The sequence below is a fragment of the Bacteroides sp. MSK.20.82 genome (assembly GCF_019052485.1).
GTDB lineage: Bacteria > Bacteroidota > Bacteroidia > Bacteroidales > Bacteroidaceae > Bacteroides > Bacteroides thetaiotaomicron.
The window spans coordinates 38,274-52,039 of the sequence record NZ_JAHQUN010000026.1 but is presented as its reverse complement, the minus strand read 5'-3'; the positions used below and the strand labels follow the sequence as shown (position 1 = coordinate 52,039).

Sequence of the window (13,766 nt, the reverse complement as noted above, 5' to 3'; positions counted from 1 at the left end):
TTGAATGTTTCGGTTATCTCTCATTGATGGCATCCACAATATTTGTCCGTGTCACTCTCCATGCCGGAATAGCAGCACTCAATAAATTAAGTGCAAAGCAGGCAAAAAATGCGAGCAAGAACACAACCGGGTCAAACAGCAGATCCATACACATGGTCCGCAAATCCGTCACACCATTACCCATAAAGTCAATGGAAAACAGCATACTTCCCAAAAAGAAAGTTGCGCCATAACTCAGAATTAATCCGAGCACTCCACCCAACAGTGAATAAAGCATATTCTCAGAAAGTACCTGTATCATCAGTTCGCGTCTGGGCGCACCGAAAGCTTTTCGAACACCAATTTCAGAAAGGCGTTTGCGCATACGCGACAATGTCAGTCCGGAAAGGTTGACAGCAGGTACGATCAACAGAATGATTAACGTTATTATATACTGACGGACAGCCTGCTTCACAGCCGGAGGATTATTGGCTGAATATCGTTGCGCCGCCACAAAATAAGTATCCGGCTGGTCACGATAGAGCAATTCATAATCCGGATAACCTTCCATATATCTGTCCCTGAGACGTTCAGCTTCCATACGGATTGCCGGAAAGTCATCCTGAGATTTAGCCAAAATGTAGACACTCACCATTCCCATAATTCCATATTCACCCCAACTGGCGGTAAACGCATCTGTTGAACTTAAAGGAATCCAAATCTGGGCATAAGCATACCGTGCCAGTTTGGATACGGGACGCACAACTCCACAAATCATATAAGCGGAGTGATTTAAAAGGAATGTTTTTCCGACTACATCCGATGTTCCGAACAATTGCCGGGCTATATCCTCAGATATTACTGCTTTGGTTGCACCGGCATCAAAAGTAGCCTTATCAAACGGATATCCCGAAAGGAAATCGAACTTAAATACTTTCCAGAAATCATCATCCACCTGCAATACACTGCAACTAACCTTCTCTCCCGCTGGCTTGGCAGCCAGCATCGTTTCCGAGAAACTGCTGGTTATAGTAACTGCTTCAGGGGCAGCCATTTCTTTAAAACAGGCTTTCGCTGTCTTATAAGAAACAGGTCCGTTACTCTGCCAGTTCTCGTTTGTTTTATACTGAAATCCCGCATACCTGAAAATCAACATACGGTCACGATAGCTTTCCGGAGCAAAGGGTGCAATAGTAGCACGCAATGTGATCACAATCACCATAATCATAGCAATAGCCAATGCCGTACCTATGATAGAGATAGAAGAAAGTAACTTATTCTCCTTCAACAGGTGAAATGCTTGTTTGAAATAGAGTTTTATCATTGTAATCTCATTATCTTCTCATTCATTTTCATACTTATCAGAATCCCCAGCCTTTCGTGCTCACATCCGGGCATTTCAGGCCTTTATGATTGATTCTGCCTACTCCGTCACGCTTCAGAGAAGCTCTGTCTGCCTTGCCGGACAATTTGATATTTCCGACTCCATCCACTTTGGCTTTCACAGTATTGCAGTTTACATTGACATTCATATTCCCTACCCCGTCTACCATTAATTCCAACTCATCACAATGGAGCTTTTTCACCTCACAGTTTCCCACTCCATCGAGTTTGAAAGTTACATTTTTCAGTTTCAGGGTTTCTTTAGCATTGAAGTTGCCGACACCATCGATCTTTACACTCTTCAAATCAGGGGCTGTGATATAGAACGTCAGGTTCTTAACGTTTTTTACATTCTTCTGCTTATATTCGATAACCAATGTTTCTCCTTTTACCGTTACTTTTGTTTTATCGACATATTCAAAAGGACCTTCCATCCGACAGGAATAAGTATCGGACTGAGTGAAAATAATGTTACCTACCGACCGCAGATTGATAGCGGAAAATTCGCCTACTTTACAATCTTCACTCACATTTTGTGCCCAAAGCGGGCAAAGGGCTACACTTAATAATACCGCAACAGCAGTTATAAAAATATTCTTTGTCATGATTAGCTTTTTTAGAGTTTAAAAGGGGATTACTGTACCTGACGGCCATCGAAGAAACGGATAGTTCTTGAAGTCTGTTTCGCCTGTTCTTCATTATGCGTCACCATAACGATAGTTCGGCCGTCTTCCTTATTCAGCCGATGGAGAAGTTCCATGACTTCGGCACCCATCTTAGAATCCAGATTACCGGTAGGTTCATCGGCCAGAATTATCTCCGGATGACCGATAATTGCACGCGCTATGGCCACACGCTGACACTGACCACCGGAAAGCTGTGTCGGAAAGTGATTCATACGATGACTCAATCCGACTTTTTCCAGTACCTCCTTCGCCAAACGCTTGCGTTCACCGCTGCCGATACGACGATAGAGTAACGGTAACTCAACGTTATCCATCACATTGAGTGAATTAATCAGATGGAAAGACTGGAATACAAAGCCCAGTGTTTTGTTACGGAAAGCCGCCAGTTGCTTATCTTTCATTCCCTCAGTGTGCGTACCGTTAATTTCAACAGTTCCTGTTGTGGGTGCATCAAGCAGTCCCATAATATTCAACAAAGTAGATTTGCCACATCCGGACGGCCCCATAATGCTTAGAAATTCTCCGCGGTCTACGGTCAGATTCACGTTTTCCAGTGCTACCGTTTCAATCTCGTCCGTACGGTAAATCTTAGAGAGAGAAGTCAATGTTATCATAACTATAAGTATTTAATTTAGATCGTTTTTATCTCATTTTCAGCTTATTCTTGTTCTTATAAGAGCTCATATCACTGACTACCACTACATCTCCCGGTTGTAAGCCACTCACCACTTCCACATATTCAAAGTTGGAATCGCCCAGCTGTACTTTACGTTTCACCAGTTCGTCATCAGATGTCCGGACAAAAAGATCATACTCACCACGTCCCACATAGAAAGAAGCGTTTGCCATCCGCATCACATCTTCCTTTACGGCATTCATCACATAAACGTCCGTTTTCAGTCCCGAACGTAAACGGTGGTTATTATCGTCTTTCAACTGCACTGTAAAAGAAATGACTCCGTTTTTAGACAGGGGTGTCACACTGCTGACCGTTCCTTCCAGTTTGTCATTGCCTATCTTCACAACCGCTTTCCCTCCGGCAGCTACCCGGTCACCGTAGGTATCGGCTATTTCACCTTCTACTTTAAAATGGCTTAAGTCTGAGATGATGGCCACCTGTCCGCCTTGCGAAATCTGAGCACCGATCTGATTATTAATGTAGGTAAGAATCGCTTTACGCGGAGACCGAATCTGGGCATCGTCCAGTGTACGCTTCATTTCGGCAAGACTTTTACGGAAGATATTGAAATCCAGTTCCTGCACTTTCAGTTCGGCAGCCGCTACTTCTTTTTCGTTCTTATATTGTTGTTGGAGCTGTTCGTATTCCAGTTGTGCTACGTTATAGCTCAATTCTGCCTGACGCACTTTATCTGTTGTTCCCGCTCCCAGACTGTCCAGATAGTGTTCGTTCCGAAGTTCCACTTTCATGCGGCTCAATTTCATGGCAGAGACCTTAATCTGCATCGCCATATCGGAAAGTTTCGTCTGATTATTGACGCAAAGCTGATCCAGCTTATAGCGGCGCATCTGTTCTTCGTCAAGCAGTTTTTTATATTCCGTTTCCGTGCTCTGAAGGTCGAGTTTCAGAATCGGAGTGCCGATTTCCACACTATCCCCTCCTTTTCTGTATACCTCAACGATACGACTGTTAATGGGAGAATTGATGATTTCTTCAAATGCAGGGACTACCTTACCGGAGGCGCTGACACTAACTTCAATCATTCCCTTATCAACTGTAGAAAGTACCAGATCCTTTTTTTCCACTCCTGTCCGCATGACAGATATAAGTATGCCGATAACAACTATACCGGCCACTCCTATCGATGAATAACGGATGATCTTTTTATTGCGTTCTTTGTTACGCACTTCTTTGGGTATTTCTCTGTCCATATCTAAGTATTTACAATTTCACTTTCAGTTGTTTTACCTTTTATTATACCAAATCTATGCCAAAAGCATAATCAACTGATTAACAGAGAATAATAAAAAAGAGAAGGTGTCCGATATCGGACACCTTGTACGAATTTACCGTTCAAAAAAACATGGTGTCACTATACTGTTATTATAGTGTCACTATCTTCTTGTTATAGTGTCACTATACCGACCGGATAGTGACACCATCGCAAAACGGTGCTATACTATTTCTTTTGAGTTTGGTTGCGGTTCTTGTTTGGCCGGTTGTGGCTCCTGTATGAGGTCTTTCCCCCAATGGGTAGTTGCCTCAATTGCTTCCCGGTCACGGATCTCTTTCGCCTTGCGGGCATAGACAATCATTCTCATGGACTGATCATAGGTGAAGTAATTCCATACCCAGTTCAACAACACCACTACTTTATTGCGTACTCCCAGAATAGAGCGCAGATGCACTACCAGCCACATTACCCAAGCAAACCATCCCTGCATCTTCACCTTGCTGAATTCCGCCACGGCACGATTACGCCCGACAGTCGCCATCGACCCCAAGTTACGATAATGAAAAGGCTTCATCTCTTTTCCTTTTTCCAGGCGGATCAGATTCTTTGCCAGCAATTCCCCTTGTTGGATGGCAACTTGTGCCAGTTGAGGATGTCCGTTCGGATAATCTTCGTCACCGGAAAGAATACATAAGTCACCAATGGCAAATACATTATTCGTTCCTTCTACCCGATTGAAGGCATCTACTTTGATACGGCCTCCACGACCGATTACGGACGTATTCATATTCCCAAAAGAAACTCCGGTCACTCCACTTACCCAAATAAAAGTACGGGTAGCAATCTCACTGCCGTCTTCAAGTGTCACCTTATGGTCACGGTAATCCGTGACACGCTTATTTAAAAGAATGTTGACTCCCATTTCACGGAGAAACTGTTCTGCATGACTCGATGAGTCTTCGGACATTCCGGCAAGTAGCCGCGGACCCGCTTCTATCAGATAAATATGCATCAGACTGCTGGGCATATCGGGATAATCATTCGGCAATACAAATTTCTTCATTTCCGAAAGTACTCCCGCCACTTCCACTCCCGTGGCACCACCACCTACGACAACGATATTCAGCAACTCCTGCTGTTCCTGTTTGTTGGAGCAGGTCACAGCACGCTCCAAGTTGGCGAGAAGCGCATTTCTGAGCCCCATAGCTTCGGACACGTTTTTCATTGGCATGGCCTCCTCTTCGATATGTTTATTACCAAAGAAATTGGTCGTCGTACCCGCAGCAAGAACCAGATAGTCGTATTCCGCCTTCCCTATGGAAGTCTGTATCATGTTCTTTTCGGGGAAAACAGCACGTACTTCCGCCATACGGAAATAAAAATCTTTCCGATGCTGGAATATCTTGCGGAAAGGGAAGGAAATGGAAGTCGGTTCCATACCTGCCGAGGCCACCTGATAAATTAACGGAGGGAACTGATGATAGTTGTTCTTATCTATCAACACAACTTGAAAGCCTGATTTTTTCAGCTTATTAGCCAACTTCAAGCCACCGAAACCACCGCCTACAATGACGACCCGTTTCTTACTGTCCTTTGCAATATTTAGACTCATATATTAATCATGTTTTATCATACATAATAACACATGAGTATGGCATAAAGTTTTCTAACGCAGACGCAAACGATCTCCTACCTCCGGAATATATTCTCCGTCCTTACGATTCATCTTGTACAGATTCTTGAGACGGATACCATATTTCTGCGAGATGGCATGCATAGAATCGCCGTCTTTCACAATATATACAGTATGAGGCTTGGATGCTTTCTTCTTTTTACTCTTCAGATAGATAATATCTCCGTTCACCAAAGTATAATCACGCTGCAAGTCGTTATACTTCACCAACTTCTTCCAGCTGATATCAAATTCCTTACCTAAATCCTTGAAAGTATCCCCACTACGGGCTACGATATAGGCGATATCATTGGCGATATACACCGGATGCGGACTCAGCAGCCACGGGTTCTTTCGCAACTTGCGTTCCGAGTAGACACCTTTGCTGTCATATTTATACAGGTCGTAATCTTCGATAATCGTAATCAGTCGATTGGCATAGGAAGGGTCTGTGGCGTATCCTGCCTTTTTCAATCCGCGTGCCCATCCTTTGTAATCGGTGATATCGAGTTTGAAAAGGAAGGCATAACGGGCACCTCTTTTCAGAAAGTCGGAATGGTCTTCGTACGATTCGCGGGGATGCTTGTAGGCACGGAAGCATTCATTGCGGGCATCGTCGTCATGACGTACCGAACGTCCGCGCCAACTGCCGCCACACTTAATACCGAAGTGATTATTACTCTTGCGTGCCAACTGGCTGTTTCCGGCTCCGCTTTCAAGCAATCCCTGTGCCAGAGTGATGCTTGCGGGAATTTTGTGAAGCTTCATCTGCTCCACAGCCAAGTCACTATACTTATTTATATATTCTACATAACGTGCATTCCGTCTTTGTGCCTGTACTCCTACGGCAAAGAAGATAATGGCAGTTAGAAAGACTAGTCTATACAATTTGTTCTCCATTTTAACTTATATGTGGATTATCGGACACAAAAATCTGAAAAATAATTGGGATTATCAATCTCTTTTCTAACTTTGTAACATTAATAATGTAGAACTAACCTATTTACCGATATGAAGGACCTCACAATTACCGCTATAATCAAAGTATATCAATACGATGAACTGAACGAAGCTGACCGGTCATTAATGAAAACAGCCATGGAAGCAACCGCCCGCAGTTATGCTCCTTATTCGCATTTCTCGGTAGGCGCCGCCGCACTGCTGAACAACGGAACCATTGTGACGGGAACCAATCAGGAGAACGCAGCTTACCCGTCGGGACTTTGTGCGGAACGTACTACCCTGTTCTATGCCAACTCGCAGTATCCCGACCAACCGGTAAATACTCTCGCTATCGCAGCAAGAACCGAAAAGGACTTTATAGAAACTCCTATTCCTCCTTGTGGCGCCTGCCGCCAAGTGATTCTGGAAACGGAAAAACGATACGGCCAGCCTATCCGCATTCTGCTATACGGCAGAGAATGTATCTACGAAGTAAAAAGTATCGGCGATTTACTACCGCTGTCATTTGACGCATCAGCCATGGAGGAATAAATTATGTTACAACAGTATCACACCAAACTAAAAGGAACACTCGCTCTCACAGATTCTTATCTGACAGAGAAAGCTTTGCAAAAAGAAAAAGGACTCTATAAGTTTATATGGGTCCGCCAAGGAAGCATTACAGTAGAAATCGACCATCAGGAGATGGTACTTTCAAAAGATGACGTTATCTCACTGACTCATCTGCAGCATCTTGAATTTAAGTCCATAGATGGTGAATATATGACTTTGCTGTTCAACAGCAACTTCTATTGTATCTATGGAAACGACCACGAAGTGTCGTGCAGCGGCTTCCTTTTCAACGGCTCGTCCCACCTTGTCCGCTTTACACTGAACGAAGAAGAACGCCGGCAACTGGACCAGATTACCGAAGCCATGGAAAACGAGTTCACCGTTTCCGACAGCCTGCAGGAAGAAATGCTGCGTATCCTGCTGAAGCGTTTCATCATCCAATGCACCCGAATCGCCCGTCAGCGACTGGATATCACGCGCGAAAAGGAATCCGGCTTCGAGATTGTCCGCCAATACTACAACCTAGTAGACGAGCATTACCGGACCAAAAAGCAGGTACAGGACTATGCCGATATGCTTCACAAGTCACCGAAGACACTTTCGAACATATTCTCAACATGTAAACTGCCTTCTCCGCTAAGGGTCATCCACGAACGGGTGGAAGCGGAAGCCAAACGCCTCCTGCTCTACAGCAATAAGAGCGCGAAAGAAATTGCCGATATCCTGGGATTTGAAGACCAGGCTTCTTTCAGCCGTTTTTTCAAAAACATGACAGGACAGAGTGCCGTACAGTTCAGAAATACGGAAGTTGGGAAGAATTGATAAGTGAAGCGGAAGTATTGCCATTTCGGGGGTATGCAGAAAGCACGACCTTTGCGGTATAAAGTTAAACCCATAAAAAGACCGCAAAATGAAAGAGAAATTTATTGCTTTGCTTACCTTCACTTCCAGCTTGAAGAATTTCGGAATTAAGTTTATCCGTGTAGCTATCTTAGTCGTATTCGTATGGATCGGTGGACTGAAATATTTCCACTACGAAGCCGACGGAATTGTTCCTTTTGTAGCCAACAGTCCCTTCATGAGCTTCTTCTATGCGAAAGATGCTCCTGAATACAAAGACCACAAAAATCCGGAAGGAGCCTTCGTTCCGGAAAACCGCGCCTGGCACGAAGCCAATCGCACTTATACTTTCTCCTATGGATTAGGAGCGCTCATCATGAGTATCGGTATTCTGGTATTCCTGGGCATTTTCTTCCCGAAAGTAGCGCTGGTAGGTGATACGCTCGCCATCATTATGACGTTGGGTACACTATCCTTCCTTGTCACCACGCCCGAAGTCTGGGTTCCGAATCTGGGTGGAGATGAATTTGGCTTCCCGCTATTGTCCGGTGCCGGAAGACTGGTTATCAAAGATATCGTTATTCTCGCAGGAGCCGTAGTGCTTCTTTCAGACTCGTCACAACGCGTACTCAAAACACTGAAAAAAAGCTGATTCTGTCCGCTACGGACACCTTTGCTTCCCGGATATGACGCAAAACAAATATACTCTTCATGTGTTATAATAGCTGAGTATAAATCGTTAATGAAAGGAAGTTATGAAACAATATGATGCAATTATTATAGGGTTCGGCAAGGCAGGAAAAACACTGGCTGCCGAACTTTCCAACAGAGGATGGCAGGTCGCTGTCGTCGAACAGTCCGATGAAATGTACGGAGGGGCTTGCCCTAACGTAGCCTGTATACCAACCAAAACTTTGATTCACGAATCAGAGATTTCCACCCTGCTTTATCACAATGATTTTGATAAGCAGAGTAACATGTATAGGCAGGCGATTGCCAGAAAAAACAAACTTACCTCTTTTTTAAGAGAAAATAACTACGAGAAATTAAGCAAACGCCCTAATGTGACTATTTACACAGGTAAAGGGTCTCTCGTTTCAGCCAATACGGTGAAGGTTGCTCTTCCCGAAGAAGAAATCGAACTGCAGGGAAAAGAGATTTTTATCAATACCGGCTCTACACCTATTATTCCCAGTATAGAGGGTATTCAGCAAAGTCGAAATGTGTACACCAGTACCACTCTTCTGGAATTGGATATTCTGCCAAAGCACCTGATTATTGTAGGCGGAGGCTATATCGGACTGGAGTTTGCTTCGATGTACGCCGGCTTCGGAAGTAAAGTGACTCTTCTCGAAGCAGGAAACAGATTCATGCCCCGCAATGATTCGGATATTGCGAAAAGCGTTCGGGAAGTGATGGAGAAGAAAGGAGTCGAGATTCGTCTGAATGTCCGTACTCAATCGATCCATGATACGCACGACGGGGTAACTCTGACTTATTCGGATACTTCGGACGGCACTCCTTACTTTGTAGACGGTGATGCGATCCTTATTGCCACAGGCCGCAAACCAATGATTGAAGGACTGAACCTGCAAGCAGCCGGTGTAGAAGTCGATGCGCACGGGGCAATTGTAGTCAATGACCAATTACATACCAATGCCCCTCATATATGGGCAATGGGAGATGTAAAAGGAGGAGCGCAATTTACCTATGTCTCACTGGATGATTTTCGTATTATCCGGGATCAGCTTTTCGGGGACAAGAAACGTGACATCAACGACAGGGATCCTCTGCCTTATGCTGTATTTATCGATCCGCCATTGGCACATATCGGAATTACGGAAGAGGAGGCACTGAGAAAAGGGTATTCTTTTAAAGTCTCCCGACTGCCGGCAACCTCCGTTGTCCGTTCGCGTACCTTGCAACAGACTGATGGGATGCTAAAGGCTATTATCAATAGCCATAGCGGTAAGATTATGGGATGTACCATGTTCTGTACCGATGCTCCGGAACTGATCAATATGGTTGCAATGGCTATGAAGACGGGACAGACTTCTACGTTCCTGCGTGACTTCATCTTCACACATCCGAGTATGAGCGAGGGGTTGAATCAATTATTTGACGTATAATGTAAAGGGAGGGACTAAAACGTGCAGGAATACGTTAATAACCTTATTATGTCTTTCCACTAATCTGAGCCTATTTTTATGGCAATAACAGTTATCCCCAGTCGCACATTTGAGTAATACTTAGATGTACGACTGGGGAAAATGATTTATGCAAGAAAAACAAGAAAGACCGGCATTAAACACTCAAATGAATCAAATACTCATATCTATCATTTAAAACAGACTCAAAACAGAGCCTCTGAATCGAGTAAACAGAGCCTCTGAATGGACTAAACAAAGCCTCTGATTCAACCGAACAGAACCTCTGAAATACATCTTTTTTAGCTAAAAAACGGTGATATATAAAAGAAAGTACTATCTTTGCACCCAAGTTAAACTATATACTTACCACAATGAGAATTTCTAAGTAAGACAACACTTCTAGTAAACATCACTTTTCATCCATGCTTTTTCTTTATCGTTAAGCATCACGAAATTCGTGTTGTTTAGCCAGTATTGTGTTTGTCGTTCCCTTGTCCCGTGATTATCCTCACCCAGTTTTCAACCTCAAACCCAATAGACCATCATGCCTATTAGTATTCAACAAATCAGCTATATCCATCCGGATAAAGAAGTATTATTCAGTGACCTTAACTTTGCCATCAGTAAAGGGCAGAAGTTAGGATTAGTCGGCAACAACGGCTGTGGCAAATCTACCCTGCTGCAAATTATTGCCGGACAATTAGCACCCTCTTCCGGCGTCATCGTCCGACCGGACGACCTCTATTATATTCCCCAACATTTCGGGCAATATGATTCGTTGACCATCGCGCAAGCCTTACAGATAGACCATAAGCAGAAAGCACTACATGCTATCCTTGCGGGAGATGCCTCAATCGAAAATTTCAGCATATTGAACGACGACTGGAATATAGAAGAACGTTCCGTCGCCGCCCTCGATTCGTGGGGATTGGGCCAATTCCCACTATCCTACCCAATGAATCTGCTCAGCGGAGGAGAAAAGACACGCGTATTCCTCGCAGGTATGGACATTCATAATCCATCCGTCATACTGATGGATGAACCGACCAATCATCTCGATTCGTCAGGCAGACAACGTCTGTATGACTGGGTGGAAAAATGGCGTTCCACGCTGTTGGTAGTAAGCCATGACCGTACACTGCTGAATCTTCTTCCCGAAATATGTGAACTGGAAAAGCATCAGATCAGCTATTACGGTGGAAACTATGAATTTTACAAAGAACAAAAAACACTGATGCAAGAAGCCCTGCAACAACGCATCGAAGAAAAAGAAAAAGCGCTCCGCACCGCCCGCAAGGTAGCCCGCGAAACAGCTGAACGGAGGGATAAACAGAATGTACGTGGTGAAAAAAGAAACCTGAAAAAAGGTGTTCCGCGTATTGTACTGAACGGTTTGCAAAGCAAATCGGAAAAGAGCACTGCCAAACTAACCGGTGCCCATCAGGAGAAAGCCGAGAAGTTAACTGACGAGCGTAACCAACTCCGAAGTTCACTCTCGCCGACAGCTGCACTAAAGACTGACTTTAACAATTCCGGACTTCATACCGGTAAAATACTGGTTACGGCAGAGGAGATTAACTTCGGTTATCATCCCGATCAGCCACAACTTTGGCAAGCTCCTCTCAGCTTCCAGCTGAAAAGCGGGGACCGCCTTCGTATAGAAGGAGGCAACGGCAGCGGAAAAACAACTCTGCTGAAAATCATAACCGGACAACTTCAACCACTGAAAGGCACGCTCATACAGGCAAATTTCACCTATGTATATCTGAATCAGGAATATTCGATCATCAATGATCGAAACAGTATTTTGGAACAAGCCTATGCCTTCAATGGCCGCAACCTGCCGGAGCACGAAATAAAGATTATTCTGAACCGATATTTATTTCCGGCTTCCGAATGGGATAAATCTTGCCGGAAGCTAAGCGGCGGAGAGAAAATGAGACTTGCCTTTTGTTGCCTGATGATCAGTAATAATATGCCCGATATGTTTATACTGGACGAACCGACCAATAACCTGGATATACAAAGCATCGAAATTATTACTGCTACCATCAAAAACTATGCAGGTACTGTGATAGCCATCTCACACGATAATTATTTCATTCAGGAGATTGGAGTGGAACAAAGTATATTTTTAAGTTAATCTATTCATATTTTATCCGGTAAACCCTACATATATCGATACAGTTTTTATAACTTCGCAGCGCGAAGAAAATAGAAAAATATAAAATGAATCAAACAGCTGAATCCCTGTGGTTTGTCTTTTACAAAGACGAACTACTACTTGAAAAGGAGGGGAACGGTACATTTGCCATTCCCTGCGGAGAAATTCCTCCTATCCTGATCAAAGACAAGACTACAGTACACAATATCACCACACTGGAAGGAAGAAACTGCAAAGCTTATTCCGTATCCCAACCTATTGAAGAGACAGAGCAATATGCAATGATAGGGCTTCGCGCTTCTTACGAATACCTTCCGCTGGGACATTATCAGGCAGCAGGCAAAGCCCACGAAATACTGCATTGGGACAGAAACAGTCTGTTCTGCTCGGCTTGCGGCACTCCGATGGAACAAAAGGAATCTATCATGAAACGCTGTCCGAACTGTGGCCGTGAAGTGTATCCGGCTATCTCGACAGCCATCCTTGTTTTAGTGCGCAAAGGCGACTCCATACTTCTCGTTCATGCCCGCAACTTTAAAGGCAGATTCAACAGCCTTGTAGCCGGATTCCTCGAAACAGGCGAAACACTGGAAGAATGTGTAGCCCGCGAAGTGAAAGAGGAAACCGGACTGGACGTGAAGAATATCACTTATTTCGGCAACCAGCCCTGGCCCTACCCCAGCGGATTAATGGTAGGATTCATTGCCGATTATGCCGGAGGAGAAATCAAATTGCAAGAAGAGGAATTAAGCTCCGGTGATTTCTATACAAGAGATAATTTGCCGGAACTTCCACGAAAGTTGAGCCTGGCACGGAAAATGATCGACTGGTGGCTGGAATGCTCCCATAAATAAACAGACATGGAGAACATCATCAAAGGAATCCGCCGATATTATCCGGTATCTGACAGCTCACTGGAAATGCTTTTCAGCCACATGAAAAAGCTGGAATTGCCAAAGAAACACTTACTGATACACGGCGGAGTATCAGATCGTCACGTCTACTTTATTGAGAAAGGATTTTGCCGCTCCTATTGCCTGCGTGACGGTGAAGAAATCACGATCTGGTTCTCACGCGAAGGCGATATCACTTTTGCGATGAAAGACTTATACCACAACCAACCGGGATACGAATATGTAGAATTACTGGAAGATTGTAAACTATATGCCATACGCATTGATGAATTAAATCAGATTTATGAAACAAATATCGAGATTGCCAACTGGGGACGCGTTATCCATCAGGAATGTCTGCTCTACATGGACATACACCACATAAACCGACTATATCTACCGGCCAAAGAACGCTACGAACAACTTCTACGCGAACAGCCGGATGTAATTCACCGTGCCCAACTGGGATATATAGCTTCCTTTCTTGGGATGACTCCACAACATTTAAGCCGCCTGCGCTCCGAATCCTGAGTTCTTTTTAATCTATGTGAATTTTTATATCACAGAAAAA

At 44.2% G+C, this 13,766-nt stretch carries 13 protein-coding genes; 7 read left to right on the top strand and 6 right to left on the bottom strand.

Features of this window, described 5'->3' with window-relative positions:
- Positions 1 to 13 precede the first annotated feature (13 nt).
- The 6 genes from KTR07_RS18610 to KTR07_RS18585 all read right to left on the bottom strand — a co-directional run bounded on the left by KTR07_RS18610 (position 14) and on the right by KTR07_RS18585 (position 6,533).
- Positions 14 to 1,303: an ABC transporter permease gene (locus KTR07_RS18610; protein WP_008764773.1), complete on the bottom strand. Its 1,290-nt coding sequence runs from the start codon at positions 1,301 to 1,303 to the stop codon at positions 14 to 16.
- Between the two features lie 37 nt (positions 1,304 to 1,340).
- Complete coding sequence (locus KTR07_RS18605) at positions 1,341 to 1,967, bottom strand: GIN domain-containing protein (RefSeq protein ID WP_008764772.1); 627 nt, start codon at positions 1,965 to 1,967, stop codon at positions 1,341 to 1,343.
- 29 nt (positions 1,968 to 1,996) lie between these two features.
- The gene (locus KTR07_RS18600; protein ID WP_016267112.1) at positions 1,997 to 2,662 is read right to left on the bottom strand and encodes an ABC transporter ATP-binding protein; all 666 of its coding nucleotides are present in this window, start codon (positions 2,660 to 2,662) and stop codon (positions 1,997 to 1,999) included.
- Positions 2,663 to 2,690: 28 nt separating this feature from the next.
- Positions 2,691 to 3,938 carry an efflux RND transporter periplasmic adaptor subunit gene (locus tag KTR07_RS18595; RefSeq protein WP_113748338.1) on the bottom strand — a complete coding sequence of 416 codons (1,248 nt, stop codon included), beginning with the start codon at positions 3,936 to 3,938 and terminating at the stop codon, positions 2,691 to 2,693.
- Between the two features lie 243 nt (positions 3,939 to 4,181).
- A complete protein-coding gene (locus KTR07_RS18590) occupies positions 4,182 to 5,573 on the bottom strand; it encodes an NAD(P)/FAD-dependent oxidoreductase (RefSeq protein ID WP_054959969.1) in 1,392 nt (463 codons plus the stop codon).
- A 54-nt stretch (positions 5,574 to 5,627) separates the two neighbouring features.
- Positions 5,628 to 6,533, bottom strand: coding sequence for a glucosaminidase domain-containing protein (locus KTR07_RS18585; RefSeq protein ID WP_011107847.1), 906 nt, complete (start codon positions 6,531 to 6,533; stop codon positions 5,628 to 5,630).
- A gap of 111 nt (positions 6,534 to 6,644) precedes the next feature.
- On the opposite strand from KTR07_RS18585, the gene cdd reads away from it, so the two are divergent.
- The 7 genes from cdd (at position 6,645) to KTR07_RS18550 (ending at position 13,726) form a co-directional block, all read left to right on the top strand.
- On the top strand, positions 6,645 to 7,127 hold the full coding sequence (gene cdd / locus KTR07_RS18580) for a cytidine deaminase (RefSeq protein ID WP_008762228.1): 483 nt from the start codon (positions 6,645 to 6,647) through the stop codon (positions 7,125 to 7,127).
- A gap of 3 nt (positions 7,128 to 7,130) precedes the next feature.
- Positions 7,131 to 7,970 (top strand): AraC family transcriptional regulator, encoded by an 840-nt coding sequence (locus KTR07_RS18575; RefSeq protein WP_011107849.1) that lies wholly within the window; start codon positions 7,131 to 7,133, stop codon positions 7,968 to 7,970.
- A gap of 88 nt (positions 7,971 to 8,058) precedes the next feature.
- On the top strand, positions 8,059 to 8,640 hold the full coding sequence (locus tag KTR07_RS18570) for a DUF417 family protein (RefSeq protein WP_008764769.1): 582 nt from the start codon (positions 8,059 to 8,061) through the stop codon (positions 8,638 to 8,640).
- A 103-nt stretch (positions 8,641 to 8,743) separates the two neighbouring features.
- The gene (locus KTR07_RS18565) at positions 8,744 to 10,117 is read left to right on the top strand and encodes an FAD-dependent oxidoreductase (RefSeq protein ID WP_011107850.1); all 1,374 of its coding nucleotides are present in this window, start codon (positions 8,744 to 8,746) and stop codon (positions 10,115 to 10,117) included.
- Positions 10,118 to 10,682: 565 nt separating this feature from the next.
- Positions 10,683 to 12,281, top strand: coding sequence for a ribosomal protection-like ABC-F family protein (gene abc-f, locus KTR07_RS18560; RefSeq protein ID WP_008767969.1), 1,599 nt, complete (start codon positions 10,683 to 10,685; stop codon positions 12,279 to 12,281).
- 86 nt (positions 12,282 to 12,367) lie between these two features.
- Positions 12,368 to 13,156 (top strand): NAD(+) diphosphatase, encoded by a 789-nt coding sequence (gene nudC / locus KTR07_RS18555; protein ID WP_011107851.1) that lies wholly within the window; start codon positions 12,368 to 12,370, stop codon positions 13,154 to 13,156.
- A 6-nt stretch (positions 13,157 to 13,162) separates the two neighbouring features.
- Entirely contained in the window at positions 13,163 to 13,726 is a 564-nt protein-coding gene (locus KTR07_RS18550; protein WP_008767967.1) for a Crp/Fnr family transcriptional regulator, read from the top strand.
- Positions 13,727 to 13,766 lie beyond the last annotated feature (40 nt).

Bases quoted from the DNA above. Each gene is read 5' to 3' on its own strand.
- KTR07_RS18605 (WP_008764772.1), bottom strand. From the start codon at position 1,967: ATGACAAAGAATATTTTTATAACTGCTGTTGCGGTATTATTAAGTGTA.
- KTR07_RS18600 (WP_016267112.1), bottom strand. From the start codon at position 2,662: ATGATAACATTGACTTCTCTCTCTAAGATTTACCGTACGGACGAGATT.
- KTR07_RS18590 (WP_054959969.1), bottom strand. From the start codon at position 5,573: ATGAGTCTAAATATTGCAAAGGACAGTAAGAAACGGGTCGTCATTGTA.
- KTR07_RS18585 (WP_011107847.1), bottom strand. From the start codon at position 6,533: ATGGAGAACAAATTGTATAGACTAGTCTTTCTAACTGCCATTATCTTC.
- KTR07_RS18550 (WP_008767967.1), top strand. From the start codon at position 13,163: ATGGAGAACATCATCAAAGGAATCCGCCGATATTATCCGGTATCTGAC.
- KTR07_RS18570 (WP_008764769.1), top strand. From the start codon at position 8,059: ATGAAAGAGAAATTTATTGCTTTGCTTACCTTCACTTCCAGCTTGAAG.
- KTR07_RS18575 (WP_011107849.1), top strand. From the start codon at position 7,131: ATGTTACAACAGTATCACACCAAACTAAAAGGAACACTCGCTCTCACA.
- KTR07_RS18610 (WP_008764773.1), bottom strand. From the start codon at position 1,303: ATGATAAAACTCTATTTCAAACAAGCATTTCACCTGTTGAAGGAGAAT.
- KTR07_RS18565 (WP_011107850.1), top strand. From the start codon at position 8,744: ATGAAACAATATGATGCAATTATTATAGGGTTCGGCAAGGCAGGAAAA.
- KTR07_RS18595 (WP_113748338.1), bottom strand. From the start codon at position 3,938: ATGGACAGAGAAATACCCAAAGAAGTGCGTAACAAAGAACGCAATAAA.
- cdd (WP_008762228.1), top strand. From the start codon at position 6,645: ATGAAGGACCTCACAATTACCGCTATAATCAAAGTATATCAATACGAT.
- nudC (WP_011107851.1), top strand. From the start codon at position 12,368: ATGAATCAAACAGCTGAATCCCTGTGGTTTGTCTTTTACAAAGACGAA.
- abc-f (WP_008767969.1), top strand. From the start codon at position 10,683: ATGCCTATTAGTATTCAACAAATCAGCTATATCCATCCGGATAAAGAA.